General features: G+C 68.0%; 14 protein-coding genes. 9 read left to right on the plus strand and 5 right to left on the minus strand.

Features of this window, described 5'->3' with window-relative positions:
- The first annotated feature begins 17 nt into the window (after positions 1 to 17).
- Both WBN46_RS17615 and WBN46_RS17620 read left to right on the plus strand, forming a co-directional pair.
- The gene (locus WBN46_RS17615) at positions 18 to 413 is read left to right on the plus strand and encodes a hypothetical protein (RefSeq protein WP_337732706.1); all 396 of its coding nucleotides are present in this window, start codon (positions 18 to 20) and stop codon (positions 411 to 413) included.
- Positions 414 to 500: 87 nt separating this feature from the next.
- Positions 501 to 893, plus strand: a complete 393-nt coding sequence (locus WBN46_RS17620) for a Na+:solute symporter (protein WP_337732707.1) — start codon at positions 501 to 503, stop codon at positions 891 to 893.
- Between the two features lie 23 nt (positions 894 to 916).
- Here WBN46_RS17620 and WBN46_RS17625 read toward each other — a convergent pair whose 3' ends face one another.
- Both WBN46_RS17625 and acs read right to left on the minus strand, forming a co-directional pair.
- A complete protein-coding gene (locus WBN46_RS17625; RefSeq protein WP_192203304.1) occupies positions 917 to 1,585 on the minus strand; it encodes a response regulator transcription factor in 669 nt (222 codons plus the stop codon).
- A 116-nt stretch (positions 1,586 to 1,701) separates the two neighbouring features.
- On the minus strand, positions 1,702 to 3,645 hold the full coding sequence (gene acs, locus WBN46_RS17630; RefSeq protein ID WP_337732708.1) for an acetate--CoA ligase: 1,944 nt from the start codon (positions 3,643 to 3,645) through the stop codon (positions 1,702 to 1,704).
- A gap of 321 nt (positions 3,646 to 3,966) precedes the next feature.
- Between acs and WBN46_RS17635 the strand changes: the two genes are divergently transcribed.
- The 3 genes from WBN46_RS17635 (at position 3,967) to WBN46_RS17645 (ending at position 7,528) form a co-directional block, all read left to right on the plus strand.
- Entirely contained in the window at positions 3,967 to 5,352 is a 1,386-nt protein-coding gene (locus tag WBN46_RS17635) for a DcaP family trimeric outer membrane transporter (protein WP_337732709.1), read from the plus strand.
- An 11-nt stretch (positions 5,353 to 5,363) separates the two neighbouring features.
- On the plus strand, positions 5,364 to 7,025 hold the full coding sequence (locus tag WBN46_RS17640) for an MFS transporter (RefSeq protein WP_337732710.1): 1,662 nt from the start codon (positions 5,364 to 5,366) through the stop codon (positions 7,023 to 7,025).
- A gap of 122 nt (positions 7,026 to 7,147) precedes the next feature.
- Positions 7,148 to 7,528 carry a tautomerase family protein gene (locus WBN46_RS17645; RefSeq protein ID WP_337732711.1) on the plus strand — a complete coding sequence of 127 codons (381 nt, stop codon included), beginning with the start codon at positions 7,148 to 7,150 and terminating at the stop codon, positions 7,526 to 7,528.
- A gap of 6 nt (positions 7,529 to 7,534) precedes the next feature.
- Here the strand turns inward: WBN46_RS17645 and WBN46_RS17650 are convergent, their stop codons facing one another.
- On the minus strand, positions 7,535 to 7,867 hold the full coding sequence (locus WBN46_RS17650; protein WP_337732712.1) for a calcium-dependent protein kinase 21: 333 nt from the start codon (positions 7,865 to 7,867) through the stop codon (positions 7,535 to 7,537).
- A 120-nt stretch (positions 7,868 to 7,987) separates the two neighbouring features.
- Here WBN46_RS17650 and WBN46_RS17655 point away from each other — a divergent pair, with 120 nt between their 5' ends.
- From WBN46_RS17655 to WBN46_RS17670, 4 genes are all read left to right on the plus strand, one after another.
- Positions 7,988 to 8,821, plus strand: a complete 834-nt coding sequence (locus tag WBN46_RS17655; protein WP_337732772.1) for an ATP-binding cassette domain-containing protein — start codon at positions 7,988 to 7,990, stop codon at positions 8,819 to 8,821.
- The gene (mutM, locus tag WBN46_RS17660; RefSeq protein WP_337732713.1) at positions 8,814 to 9,641 is read left to right on the plus strand and encodes a bifunctional DNA-formamidopyrimidine glycosylase/DNA-(apurinic or apyrimidinic site) lyase; all 828 of its coding nucleotides are present in this window, start codon (positions 8,814 to 8,816) and stop codon (positions 9,639 to 9,641) included. Before WBN46_RS17655 ends, mutM begins: the two co-directional genes overlap by 8 nt.
- Before the next feature lie 83 nt (positions 9,642 to 9,724).
- Positions 9,725 to 10,291, plus strand: a complete 567-nt coding sequence (locus WBN46_RS17665) for an ECF-type sigma factor (RefSeq protein ID WP_142122751.1) — start codon at positions 9,725 to 9,727, stop codon at positions 10,289 to 10,291.
- A 24-nt stretch (positions 10,292 to 10,315) separates the two neighbouring features.
- Entirely contained in the window at positions 10,316 to 13,120 is a 2,805-nt protein-coding gene (locus WBN46_RS17670) for a serine/threonine-protein kinase (RefSeq protein WP_337732714.1), read from the plus strand.
- A 6-nt stretch (positions 13,121 to 13,126) separates the two neighbouring features.
- Here the strand turns inward: WBN46_RS17670 and WBN46_RS17675 are convergent, their stop codons facing one another.
- A complete protein-coding gene (locus tag WBN46_RS17675) occupies positions 13,127 to 13,750 on the minus strand; it encodes a thymidine kinase (RefSeq protein ID WP_337732715.1) in 624 nt (207 codons plus the stop codon).
- Between the two features lie 31 nt (positions 13,751 to 13,781).
- Positions 13,782 to 14,489 carry a hypothetical protein gene (locus WBN46_RS17680; RefSeq protein ID WP_337732716.1) on the minus strand — a complete coding sequence of 236 codons (708 nt, stop codon included), beginning with the start codon at positions 14,487 to 14,489 and terminating at the stop codon, positions 13,782 to 13,784.
- Between the last annotated feature and the right edge of the window lie 19 nt (positions 14,490 to 14,508).

Here is a 14,508-nt window from a genome sequence, read left to right on the forward strand (position 1 = left end):
CCAAGGGGCCAGGCACGATGACGCCAGACAACCCGTATCAGGCGCCTGCATCGTCCGCCGCCCCCGGATCCACACGCGTACCGCGCCGATGGATCGCCATCGTGCTTTCCCTCGCGGCTTTCCAGACGCTGGTGGTGGCACTCTATGCCCCCACGACCCTCAGCCAACTCCGTGACGGCGGAATCAGCGTACTGACCGCCATGGCATGGGCGTCAGCCAGCGGGCTGCTGGCGACCGGAAGTCTCGTCCTCATGGTTAGTCCACGCCTAGCGACCTGCCTGTTGTTCCTGGCGGCGGTGCTGAGCGCCTTGACGTATGCGCAATGGCGTCCTCCGTTCGTCTTCACCGGACTATTGGTGGCCGTCTGCGCCGCACTTGTCGGCTCCGTTTCCGCGCGATCCGCGAGGATCTGACCGCGCATCCGATCGGAGGGCGCCTGCGCATGCTTTCGCTAGCGCTTCACGGTATCTTCGGCGCGCCCTCGCAAACCGGTGCACTCCATGCTGATTTCCCGCAGGCAGGCCCTGACCACCGGCATGACCGCCATCGCACTGGTCATTGCGCTGCAGGCGTTCAACAGCGTTGGCTGTTACAGGCACACGTTGCCGACGTTCGTACAGGTGGTGGGCATGTTCGTGCTGGTGCCGTTGCTGCCCGCGCTGGTCTCGCTGCTGACGGCCAATCCGCTGCGGGCGGTGGGGGCGTGCCTGTTGTTCGCACCGTGGCTGGTGTTGGCGTACTACACCGATTGCGTACGGCCGTACCAGGGTGGCGGTGCGTCGATGATCTACGTGGCGGTACTGATGTGGGGCACGCCATGCGCGATCATCGGTGCGCTGCTCACGGGACCGGCGATGCGCCTGCTCGGCGTGTCGGTGGCGCCTCGCCAATAACTCGCGCGCACGCGTCGTGCGCCCTACTCCGCTTCTTCCGGCGGCAACACGATGCCGTCCGGGTCCACCGCCAAGCGACCGGCCGCGAGCACGGCCTGGGTGCGGTTGGTGACGTGCAGCTTGCGCAGGATGGCGGTGACGTGCGCCTTGATGGTGGCTTCGGACACGCCCAGGTCGTAGGCGATCTGCTTGTTGAGGCGGCCGGCGCCGAGCATCTGCAGCACCTTGAACTGTTGCGGGGTGAGGTCGCGCAGGCGCTGCGCGGTTTCCTGTTCGTCCCGACTGGTGGCCGGTGCGTTGTGCGCCTCGTCCGGCACCCAGCGCTCGCCATCGAGCACGGCACCGATGGCCTGGCCGATGGTGTCCGAATCGGCGGACTTCGGAATGAAGCCGAGCGCGCCGTGGTCCAGCGCGCGCCGCATCACCGCGGGCTCCTCGCGTGCCGACACGATGACCACGGGCAGCTGCGGATGCAGCGCGCGCAGGTGCACCAGCGCATTGAAGCCGTGCGCGCCTGGCATGTTGAGGTCCATCAGCAGCAGGTCGGCATCCGGGTGCGCGTCGACGAGCACGTAGAGCGCATCGACGCTGTCGGCTTCATGCAGCTTCACGCCCGGCATCACGCGCTGCACGGCGCCACGCAGCGCTTCGCGGAACAGCGGGTGGTCGTCGGCGATCAGCAGGGTGGGCATGGCGGTGCGGTCCATCGTGGGGGAAGGGTAATCCGTGGGGTGCGTGCTGCACAGCGGCGGGCGTCACATGCCCGCAGCTGCTGGCCCGCCGCCTCCCCGCGACGGGCCGGTCGTGCCTACTTGACCTTGCGTTCGGCTACCAGCGATTCCACCACCGACGGGTCGGCCAGCGTCGAGGTGTCGCCCAGCTGCTCCGGCGCGTTCTCGGCGATCTTGCGCAGGATGCGGCGCATGATCTTGCCCGAACGCGTCTTCGGCAGGCCCGGCGCCCACTGCAGGTGGTCCGGCGTGGCGATGGGGCCGATCTCCTTGCGCACCCAGGCCACCAGTTCCTTCAGCAGTTCGTCGCTCTGCGCTTCGCCGGCTTTGAGGGTGACGTAGGCGTAGATGCCCTGGCCCTTGATGTCGTGCGGAAAACCGACCACCGCCGCTTCGGCCACCTTCGGGTGCGCGACCAGCGCGCTTTCCACCTCGGCGGTGCCGATGCGGTGGCCGGACACGTTGATGACGTCATCGACGCGGCCGGTGATCCAGTAGTAGCCATCGGCATCGCGGCGGCAGCCGTCGCCGGTGAAGTAGGTGCCTGGATAGGTGCGGAAATACGTGTCGATGAAGCGCTGGTGGTCGCCGTACACGGTGCGCATCTGGCCCGGCCAGGAATCCAGCAGCACCAGATTGCCTTCGGTGGCGCCTTCCAGCTGCTCGCCATTCGCATCCACCAGCGCCGGCCGCACGCCGAAGAACGGCAGCGTGGCCGAGCCGGGCTTGAGGTCGATGGCGCCGGCCAGCGGCGTGATGAGGATGCCGCCGGTTTCGGTCTGCCACCACGTGTCGACGATGGGGCAACGCGAATCGCCGACGGTCTCGTAGTACCAGCGCCAGGCTTCCGGATTGATCGGCTCGCCCACGCTGCCCAGCAGGCGCAGCGAGGCACGCGAGGTCTTCTTCACCGGTGCCTCGCCCTCGCGCATCAGCGCGCGGATCGCGGTGGGGGCCGTGTAGAAGATGGTGACCTTGTGCTTGTCGATGACGTCCCAGAAGCGCGACACGTTGGGGTAGTTGGGCACGCCTTCGAACATCACCGCGGTGGCGCCGTTGGCCAGCGGGCCGTAGACGATGTAGCTGTGGCCGGTGACCCAGCCCACGTCGGCCGTGCACCAGTAGATGTCATCCTCGCGCAGGTCGAACACGGCTTCGTGCGTATACGCCGCGTACAGCAGGTAGCCGCCGGTGGTGTGCAGCACGCCCTTCGGCTTGCCGGTGGAGCCGGAGGTATAGAGGATGAAGAGCGGGTCTTCGGCGTTCATGCGCTCCGGCTCGCATTCGGCCGGCTGCGCGTCGACGACGGCATCGAACCAGCGGTCACGCGGCATCTGCATGTCGACGGCGCCACCGGTGTGGCGCACGACCAGGACGGTCTCGACGGAGTTGGTGCCGGGCAGCTTCAGCGCGGCATCCACGTTCGCCTTCAACGGCACCTTCTTGCCGCCACGCAAGCCTTCGTCGGCGGTGATGATCAGCTTGCTGCCGCAGTCGGCCACGCGGTCGGCGATGGAATTGGGCGCGAAGCCGCCGAACACCACCGAGTGGATGGCGCCGATGCGCGCGCAGGCCAGCATGGCGACGGCGGCGTCCGGGATCATCGGCAGGTAGATGGTGATGCGGTCGCCCTTCTGCACGCCCAGCGCACGCAGGGCGTTGGCCAGCTTGCAGGTGCGCTCGTACAGCTCGCGATAGGTGACGCCGTAGGACGGCGTGTCGGGACCGTCGGGCTCGAACAGCAGCGCGACCTTGTCGCCGCGCTCGGCCAGCTGGCGGTCCAGGCAGTTGACGCTGGCGTTGAGTTCGCCGTCGGCGAACCAGCGGATGTGGAAATCGTCCAGGGCGTAGCTGACGTCCTTGATCCGGGTCGGCTTGGTGAACCAGTCGAGGCGTTCGGCCGCCTTGCCCCAGAAGGCCTCGGGATCGTCGATGGATGCCTGGTAGTCGCGCTGGTACTGCTCGCGCGTGATGCGCGCGCTGGCGGCGAATTCCGGCTTGACCGGATAGAGATCAGTCATGAGGTCCTCCCGGGACATTCCTGTGAAGCGTCGATTCTGAAGCATGGACGAAGACCGGGCGAGGCGACGGAGGTACGTCGTGCGGTGCATCCGGCACGCCGAGTTTGACGCATACGGTCGTGCGGCATCGCAGCATCCGGCTTAGACAATGGTCGTAAAGCGGCCATGCGCTCCCTGCGACCGATCGCCGCACCCCTTCTGTGGCAAGGGTTTGCCTGCCCGGTGGTGCGATTACGACTAATGGCGAATAGGCGCTGCCGGCGCGCAGGCGCAAGTCTCCGTCAGCCGCGCAACGCGGCCATCAACCTTTCGGGAGGGGTTATGACCCAACGTTCCGCACTCATGGCGCGACGGCCACTGGCCGCTGCGCTTTTCGTCGCCCTCATTGCGCCGGGGATGGCGTTCGCACAGACCGCCAAGGAAAAAGCGCTGGAGGCCCGCGTGGCCGACCTCGAGCGGCAGGTCCAGCTGTTGCTGTCCGCGCAGCAGCAGCAACAGACCCAGATCACCACCACGCAGGAGCAGGTGACGCAGGTGCAGGCCAAGCAGGCCACGGCACCGGCCGCCGTGCCCGCCGGCAAGCAGCCGATCCAGAACACCACCATCCTGACCGCAGCCAACCCGGGGAGCACGTTCTCTTATGGCGGCTTCATCAAGATGGACGCGATGGCCACCGACACCAGCGACGGCCGCATCGCCGATGGTTCGTCGGGCCGCCTGTTCTACGTGCCCAGCACCATTCCGGTCGGTGGCCCGACCGCCGACGGCGGCGATGCCTATGCCGACTTCCATGCGCAGTTCTCGCGCTTCTGGCTGAGTGCGGACCATGTGACCGAGGGCGGCGACAAGCTCAAGGGCTTCGTCGAGATGGACTTCTTCGGCGGCGGCAGCAACGCGCTGGCCGGCAACGAGACCGCCACCAATACCTACGCCGTCACCCTGCGTCATGCGTATGTCAGCTGGAACAACTGGCTGGCCGGCCAGACCTGGTCCAACTTCATGGACGCGGCGGCGCTGCCGGATGCGGTGGACTTCGTGGGCCCGACCGACGGCACGATCTTCGTGCGCCAGGCCCAGCTGCGCTACACCAAGGGTCCGTGGTCGTTCTCGATCGAGAACCCGCAGACCACCGTCACCCCGTACCTCACCGGCGCCCGCTTCAACAGCGGAGACAACGCCGCGCCGGACGTCACCGCGCGCTGGCTGACCAAGGGCGACTGGGGCCACTTCACCGTCGCCGGCATGGTGCGCCAGTTCAAGGTCGCGGACGAAACCGACACCGGCGGTTCGGTGAGCGTGTCGGGCAAGTTCAACCTGGGCAAGAGCGACGACATCCGCTATGCGGTGAATGCCGGCCAGGGCATCGGCCGCTACCTGGCGTTCGGCGTGGGCAGCGACGTGGTCACCGAGGCCGATGGCGACATCAGCGCGCTGGATGGCTACGGCGGCTTCGTGGCATGGCGCCACGTGTTCAGCCCGAAGATCCGCACCAACCTGATGTATTCCGCCTCGCACTTCGACAACGACGCCGCGCTCACCGGGTTCGGCGTCACCGAGCGCACCCAGTCAATGCACGCCAACATCATCTATTCGCCGTTCCCGAAGCTGGACCTGGGCGCCGAGCTGATCTACGGACAGCGTTCGCTCGAGGATGACCGCGAGGGCGACCTGAAGCGTCTGCACACCACCGTCAAATACACTTTCTGAGGGGAAACCACATGAGTTCCACGACTGTGCAGCATTCGGCGTCGGGCGAGCTGACGAAGGGCCACAAGAAGGTCATCTTCGCCTCCAGCCTCGGCACCGTGTTCGAGTGGTACGACTTCTATCTCTACGGCTCGCTGGCGGTCATCATCGCCAAGCAGTTCTTCAGTGGCGTCAACGAAACCACCGGCATGATCTTCGCGCTGCTGGCGTTCGCGGCAGGCTTCTTCGTGCGTCCGTTCGGCGCTGCCTTCTTCGGCAGCCTCGGCGACCGCATCGGCCGCAAGTACACCTTCCTGGTCACCATCCTGATCATGGGCATCTCGACCTTCCTGGTCGGCGTGCTGCCCAACTACGCGACGATCGGTTTCGCCGCGCCGGTGATCCTGATCATCCTGCGCCTGGCGCAGGGCCTGGCGATGGGTGGCGAGTACGGTGGCGCAGCCACCTACGTGGCCGAGCATGCACCGGCCGGCAAGCGTGGCTTGTACACCGCGTTCATCCAGACCACCGCCACGCTGGGCCTGTTCCTGTCGCTGGCCGTGATCCTGGCCTGCCGCCTGACCTTGGGCACCGAGGCGTTCGAGGACTGGGGCTGGCGCATTCCGTTCCTGGGCTCGATCGTGCTGCTGGGTGTGTCCGTGTGGATCCGCCTGCAGCTGGCCGAGTCGCCCCTGTTCCAGCAGATGAAGGCCGAAGGCAAGGGCTCGAAGAAGCCGTTCCGCGACAGCCTGCAGGGCGGCAACCTGAAGCTGATGCTGCTGGTGCTGTTCGGCGCCACCGCCGGCCAGGCCGTGGTGTGGTACGGCGGCCAGTTCTACGCGCTGTTCTTCCTGCAGAGCATGATCAAGGTGGACCCGACGGTGTCGTACCTGCTGATCGCCGGTGCGCTGCTGCTGGCCACGCCGTTCTTCCTGTTCTTCGGCTGGCTGTCGGACAGGATCGGTCGCAAGAAGATCATCATGGCGGGCTGCCTGCTGGCCGCGCTGACCTACTTCCCGATCTTCAAGGGCATCACCCACTACGCCAACCCGGCCATCGAGGAAGCCCGCACGTCGTCGCCGGCCGTTGTCGTCGCCGACCCGGCCACCTGCAGCTTCCAGTTCGATCCGGTCGGCATCCGCAAGTTCACCAGCTCGTGCGACGTGGCCACGGCTGCGCTGACCAAGGCCGGCGTGCCGCATGAAATCCAGCCGGGTCCGGCGGGCGAAGTGGCCAAGGTCCAGGTCGGTGGCGCCGCTGTGGCGTCGTTCGAGGCGGCGGGCCTGTCGAAGGATGACCTGAAGGCGAAGTCGGGCGAGTTCGGCGCCGCGCTGAAGGGCGCGCTGACCAGCGCCGGCTATCCGGAGAAGGCGGACACCGCGCGCATCAACATCCCGATGACGCTGTTCCTGCTGTGGGTGCTGGTGATCTACGTGACCATGGTCTACGGCCCGATCGCCGCGTACCTGGTGGAGCTGTTCCCCACGCGCATCCGCTACACCTCCATGTCGCTGCCGTACCACATCGGCAATGGCTGGTTCGGTGGCTTCCTGCCGGCGATCTCGTTCGCCCTGGTCGCGGGTACGGGCAACCTGTACTACGGCCTGTGGTATCCGATCGGCATCGCGGTGATGACGCTGATCATCGGCACGCTGTTCCTGCGTGAGACCAACCACGTCGACATCACGAAGTAAACGCTCCTCCCCCGCCGGCCCCTCCAGGGCCGGCAACCCGGACGCCGGCCTTCGTGGCCGGCGTTTTCTTTTGGGTGCTTTCACGGATGTAAGCTGGCCCTCCCGCCACGAGGGCAGGCGCCATGCCACTGATCACCCTGACCATCCGCAAGCCCAAGGACGACGCATTCAAGTCATCCGTGCTGGACGCCGTGCATGCCGCGCTGGTGGCCTCGGGCGTGCCCACTACTGATCGTTTCCAGCGCGTGCTGGAACTGTCGGCGGAGGATTTCCGCTACGACCCGACCTATCCGGATGTCTCCGGTGCACGCGACGAGGACTTCGTGCTGATCGAAATCCTGTGGTCGGCGGGACGCAGCGTGAAAGTGAAGAAAGCGCTGCTCGCGGATCTGATGCAGCGCCTGGCCGCTGCCGGCAGGAATCCGGAGAACGTGATGGTCTGCTTCAAGGAAACCACATGGGAGAACTGGGCGTTCGCAGGCGGACGCCTGGTCCATACGTGAGGCGGATCAGCGCGGCGGCGCAGCGAGTTCCTTCTCGCTCAGGAAGCCGTTGCCGTCCGCATCCTGCCGCCTGAAGCGGTCGGCAAGCTGCGCCAGATGCGCCGCGCGGGTGATCGGCTTGCCGCGCCCGCCCGGCAGTTCCTCCACGGACAGCACACCGTCGCGGTTGCGGTCCATGCCGTCGAAGGCGTAGCTCATCCAGGCCTGGTATTCGGCCAGGCTGACGCGCCCGTCGAGGTCGGTGTCCATGCGTGCGAGGTAATCGCCGGTGGCGGTGACCTGGGCCAGCAGGGGCAGGGGCACGACGGTGAGCAGGAGTGCGGAAAGGAACAGGCGCATGGCGGCATTGTAGGGCGACCGGCCGTGTGGGCGCGCACGCGGTCAGCCCCGCCATCGGGCGGCCCTCGTCGGTCGCGGATATTGGGGTACGCTGCACCGGCATTCGACCCCCGCTCCATGATGAACCTGCCAGCGTCCACCTCTGCGGCCACGTTCGCCGCGCCCCTGTTCGAACTCGATCGCGCCACGGTGGTACGCGGCGCCACGCGCGTCCTGCACGACCTGTCGCTGAGCATCCCGCTGGGCCAGCACACGGCCCTCCTCGGTCCGAACGGCTGTGGCAAATCGACGTTCATCAAGCTGATCAATCGCGAGTTGTATCCCCTGGCACGCGAGGGCGACGCGCCGGTGAAGGTGTTCGGCCTGCGCCGCTGGAACGTGAACGAACTGCGCAACCGCCTGGGCCTGGTCACCAGCGACCTGACCCGCGACCTGCAGCAGATGCCGTACCTGCGCGTGGAGGACGCCGTGGTGACGGGTTTCTTCTCCAGCTTCGCAGTCCCCCCGCACCGGCAGGTGGATCCCGGCATGCGCGCCCGTGCACGGCACGCACTGGAGCAGGTGCGCGCGATCCCGCTGGCCGACCGCCAGGTGGCGGAACTGTCGACGGGCGAGATGCGTCGCGTGCTGATCGCGCGGGCGCTGGTGCACGAGCCGGACGCGCTGCTGCTGGACGAACCCACCGCCGGCCTGGACCTGGTCGCACGGCAGCACTTCCTGGACCTGATGCGCAGCCTGGCACAGCGCGGCATCACCCTGGTGCTGGTGACCCACCACATCGAGGAGATCATTCCGGAAATCGACCGCGTGCTGCTGCTTCGCAACGGCACCGTCCATGCCGACGGCGACCGCGCCACGACGCTGACGGACGCGCAACTGAGCCGGACCTTCGGCGGACCGATCCAGGTGCGTCACGAAGGCGGCTTCTACAGCGCGATGCCCGCCCATGCCTGAGCTGCCCGAAGTCGAAACCACCCGCCGTGGCCTGGCGCCCCACGTGGAGGGCCGCCGCATCCAGGCGGTGACGTTGCGCAGGCCCGACCTGCGCTGGCCGATTCCCCCGGAAGTGGCGCGCGAACTGCCCGGCCAGCGCATCGATGCCGTGCGGCGCCGTGCGAAGTACCTGCTGATGGACACCGCCGCAGGCAGCGCGGTGCTGCACCTGGGCATGTCCGGCAGCCTGCGCGTGCTGCCGGCCACCACCCCGGTCGGCGCGCACGACCACGTGGACATCGCGCTGGACGGCGAACGTGGCAGGTCCGGCCGCGTGCTGCGCTTCACCGACCCCCGGCGCTTCGGCTGCCTGCTGTGGCAGCCCGTCGGCCAGGTGCATCCGCTGCTGCAGGGGCTGGGGCCGGAGCCGTTGTCGGACGCATTCGACGGCGACTACCTGTTCGCGCTCAGCCGCGGCCGACGGGCGCCCGTCAAGACCTTCCTGATGGACCAGGCCGTGGTGGTGGGCGTGGGCAACATCTACGCGGCGGAAAGCCTGTTCCGCGCCGGCATCTCGCCGCTGCGCGCGGCCGGCAAGGTGTCGCGGGAGCGCTACGTGGCGCTGGCGGCGGCCGTGAAGGACATCCTCGCCTATGCCATCACCCGCGGCGGGACCACGCTGCGGGATTTCCTCGATCCGGACGGTGCACCGGGGTATTTCGAGCAGGAACTGTCGGCGTACGGCCGGGGCGGCGAACCCTGCCCGCGCTGCGGCCGGGCGATGAAGCAGGCCGCCATCGGCCAGCGGACCACGGTCTGGTGCGGGTACTGCCAGCGCTGACGACCCGGGCGGGCCCCTGCCACGATCACGTCCTGTGAGAGAAATGACGTTATATTCGCGCCCTTGGCTCGTGGGGAAGACGGATGGCCGACGCACCTGACATCACCTTGTGGCTGGACTCGGCCCGGAGCGGCGATCGCGCCGCGCTGGACCGCGTGCTGGCCACGCTGTACCAGGAACTGCACACCATGGCGCGCCGCCAGCTGTCTGGCCAGCACGGCTACACGCTGGATGCGACCGCGCTGGTGCACGAGTCCTACCTGAAGCTGCTCGGCTCCACCGGTACGGCCAAATTCGAGGACCGCGCGCACTTCTTCGCCTACGCCGCCTCGTCGATGCGCAGCGTGGTGGTGGACTACGCCCGCAGCCGGCTGGCGCGCAAGCGCGGCGGCGACCTCAAGCGCGTGGCGGACATTCCCGAGGAAGTGGAAGGCAACCTGCGCCTGGACGAAGACATGCTGGCGCTGAACGACGCGCTGGAGAAGCTGGCTTCCGCCGACGAGCGCCTGGCGCAGGTGGTGGAGATGCGCTATTTCGCCGGCCTGTCCGAGCTGGAGATCGCCGAGCTGCTGCAGCGCTCCGAACGCAGCATCCGGCGCGACTGGCAGAAGGCGCGCATGTTCCTGCTGTCGGTCATGCAGGACAGCTGAGACCCGTACTGCGCGCCCCCTGCGATGGACGCCGAACGCTGGCAACGCCTGTCCCCGCTGCTGGACGTCCTGCTGGAGCTTGACCCGGACGCGCGCGCGCAACAGCTGGAAATCCTGCGCGCCGACGATCCCGACGCCGCCCGCGAGCTGGAGAAGCTGCTCGCCCTGGAAGAAGAAGGCGACGACTTCATCGACCAGCCCCTGGTCGACAAGCCGGGCCAGCTGAAGCCCGGGATGCGCGTGGGGCCCTACCAGCTGGAATCGATGCTGGGCGAAGGCGGCATGGGCATGGTGTGGCTGGCCTCGCGCGCGGACGGCCTGTACCAGCGCCGCGTCGCGCTGAAGCTGCTGCGCCCCGGCCTGGCCGATCCCAACCTGCGCCTGCGCTTCACCCGCGAACGCGAAATCCTCGCGCGCCTGGAGCATCCCAACATCGCGCGCCTGCTGGACGCCGGCATCGGCGGCGAAGGCCAGCCGTATCTGGCTCTGGAATACGTGGAAGGCGTGTCGATCACCGACTACTGCCTGGCCAACAACATCGGCCTGGACGCCCGGCTGACCCTGTTCCTGCAGATCTGCGCGGCCGTCAGCCACGCGCACGCGAACCTGATCGTCCACCGCGACCTCAAGCCCTCCAACATCCTCGTCACCCCCAATGGCGAGGTGCGCCTGCTGGACTTCGGCATCGCCAAGCTGCTCGACGATCCGGAGCCCGCCCCCGTGCATCCACGCACCGAGGTGCGCGCCTTCACCCTGCACTACGCGGCGCCGGAGCAGGTGCGCGGCGAGCTCGTCACCACCATGACCGACGTGTACTCGCTGGGCGTGGTGCTGTACGAACTGATCGCGGACACCAAGCCCTACCGCCTGCGCCGGCAGACCGATGCCGAATGGGAGCAGGCGATCCTCGCCGTCGAACCGCTGAAACCCTCGGTGGCGACGCTGCGTACCACCGATGGCAGCCGCAGCCGGTGTCCGGATGCCCGCCGCAATGCCCGCAGGCTGGCCGGCGACCTGGACAACATCGCGCTGAAGGCCTTGCAGAAGGCACCGGAGCAGCGCTATCCGTCCGTCGAAGCGATGTCGCAGGACCTGCGGCGGCACATCGAGGGGCGCCCCGTGCTGGCGCGTCCCCAGAGCATGGGCTACCGGCTGCACAAGTACCTCATCCGGCAGCGCTGGACACTGGCCTTCGGCGGGCTGGCGGCCGCGGTGCTGCTGACCGCGCTGGCGGTGAGCATCTGGCAGGGCCGCCAGGCGATGCGCGAGGCGGCGCGTGCGCAGGCCATGCAGAACTTCGTGATCGGACTGTTCGACAACGCCAGCGCGTCGCAGCAGGGCAACACCTTCGATGCGCGCGAACTGCTGGCGGCCGGCGAACGGCGCGGCGCTCGCGAACTCGCCAACCAGCCGCGCGCCCAGGCCGAGTTGCTGGGCGTGATCGCCCGCCTGCGGCTGGGCCTGGGCGACTACCACGAATCGCTGGCGCTGCTGGAAAAGCAGGCGCGGGTACTCGCGACGACCAACGATGCGCCTGACAGCCTGCGCCTGCAGGCCGCGACCCAGCACGGGCGCGTGCTGCGCCTGCTCGGGCGTTCGCGCCAGTGCGTGCAGGTGATGGCACCGATGGAGGCGCGGCTGGCCTCGCTCGATTCCCGATTGCCGCTTCCGGTAGCCGAGTTCAGGTCGCAGAACGGACGCTGCCGTGCCGATGCAGGCGAGAAGCAGGTGGCGCGCCAGATGTTCGACGGCTCGCTGGAGATCCGCCGCAGCCTGAAGGACGAAGCGGGCGTTGCGGAAAACATGCGCGACCTGGCCCAGCTGGATGTCGAACTGGGCAACGCCGATGCCGGCGCGCGCGGCTACCGTGCCGCACTGGCACACCTGCAGGCACACGGCCATGCACGTCATACGCTGGCCATCGAGATCCAGCGCAGCCTGGCGTTGCTGTACCGCAACCGCGGCGATACGGATGCGGCGCTGGCCTCGTTCCAGCACGCACGCGAGCTGTCCGAGGACATCCACGGCGCGCGCCATCCGCTCACCCAGGCCCTGCGCCGCCATATCGCAGCCGTGCAGGTCGACCTGGGCCGGTTGCGCGAAGCCGACGAGGAACTCCGCCGCCTGCACGCGATGACGCTGGAGTCGCTGGGCCCGCAGCATCGCGACACGGCATCGAGCTGGAACTCGATGGGCATCATCGCCTGGGAGCGCGGCGACAACGACACGGCGGTACGCAATGTCGCCCGGGCCGTCGCCATCTGGCGCAGCAACGAGAGCCTGCAGATCCTGCCCGGTGGGCTGTTCAACTACGGCATGGTGCTGCACAGCGCCGGCCGCCACGACGAAGCGCTCGCGGCACTGGAAGAATCGCGGCAGATGCGGGTGACGACCATCGGCGCCAGCCATGCGCTGATCGGCGAGACGGACCGCATGATCGGCGAAGTGCTGGCGGCCAAGGGCGACCTGCGGGGCGCCAGCGAACGCTTCGACCGCGCCGTGCGCCTGACCCGCGTGGGCTTCGGTCCGGAGCATCCGCGCACCTGGTTCGCCGAACTGTCCATGGCCCGCCACCAGACGCGGCTGGGGCGGCCGCAGGACGCCATCGCCCCGCTGGAAGGACTCACGCGCCACGAGGGCGGCGGCAGCGAAGCGCCCAAGCTGCGCTGGCTCGCACGGGCCTATCTGGCCGAAGCGCGTTGCGGCATGGGCGAGAAGGAGCGCGCGCGTCGTGAGCTGGATGCCCTCGCGGGAGAACTGCGCAGCGCGCTGCCCGACGGCGGCATCATTCCGCGCGAAGTCGCCGACCTGCGCGCCGCCTGCCGCTGAGGCCGTTCACTCCAGCGGCAACCCGGGCTGCTGCGGATCGATGCGCCCCTCGCCGCGCGCGATCTTCTTGAACTCCGCGCGGCTGACCGACACATAGCGTTCGTTGCCGCCGATCTCCACCTGCGGCCCATCCTGCACGGCGAGTCCCTGCTCGTTGACCCGCACGGTCATGATCGCCTTCTTGCCGGTGTGGCAGATGGTCTTGATCTCGCTCATCTCGTCCGCCCAGGCCAGCAGGTACTGGCTGCCTTCGAACAACTCGCCGCGGAAATCGGTGCGCAGCCCGTAACACAGCACGGGGATGCGCAGCGCGTCCACCACTTCGCTGAGTTGCCAGACCTGCGCGCGACTGAGGAACTGCGCTTCGTCCACCAGCACGCAGTCGAGCTTGCCGTGCGCGGCGATGTCATCGCGAATCAGGCGTTCGAGGTCATCCTCGCGCTCGAACGCCACCGCATCGGCACGCAGACCGATGCGCGATGCCACCACGCCGGCTCCCGCACGGTCATCCAGTCGCGGGGTCAGGATCGCCACGCGCATGCCGCGCTCGCGGTAGTTGTGCGCCGACTGCAGCAGCGTGGTGGTCTTCCCGGCGTTCATCGCCGAATAGTAGAAATAGAGCTTGGCCATGCCGCCATTGTAAAACGGGCGGGCTTCCCGCTTATCCGCCTTCGGGCGCCTTCACCGGCTCCACCTCGCCCACGTCGACCTTGCCCCTCATGGGCGCCTTCCAGATCGCGTCCTGCAGCCGCCAGTAGTGCTCGGGCTGCCAGTACTTGCGGTCGTAGTACTGGTCGCCCCGCACCGTCATGCCGGTGCCGGCCAGCGGCCCGGTGTGGGGAATGATGGTGAGGTTGCCCACGTAGCCGACGCGGCTGCCGGTCATGCTGCGCATGGCCCGCCGCAGGATCTTCTCCAGCCGCGGCTTGGCCGCCTCGTCGCCGTATTCGGCCAGGATCGCCTGCCCGCGCTCGATGGCCTCCTTGCGCTGCACGTCGTCCAGTCGCGCCCAGTAGACCTCGCGCTGGGCGAGGAAGTCCGGATAGAGCCGCTCGGCCGCGATGTCCATCCATGCGTAGGCGATGGCGCGATCCTGCGCGACGCCGGTGCCCTGCCAGTACATGTCCGCGATGATCGCCTGCGATGGCTTGTCGGCATGGAAAGCCGCGCGCTTGAACCGTTCCAGCGCGCCGGCATAGTCCTGCCGTTCGTAAGCGCGCGCGCCCTCCGACCGCCAGCGCAGGTCCGGGTGCGCGGCCAGGAAGCCTTCGGTCAACACCGCCTGATCGAGCTTCGGCTCCTGGGCCGTCGCCGGCCGCATCGGCAACAGGGCCACCATGACCAGCACACAGCAACGGAGGGCATTCATGGCGATACGCCTGCATCCG

This window comes from Pseudoxanthomonas sp. CCNWLW251 (assembly GCF_037402255.1).
Taxonomy (GTDB): Bacteria; Pseudomonadota; Gammaproteobacteria; order Xanthomonadales; family Xanthomonadaceae; genus Pseudoxanthomonas_A.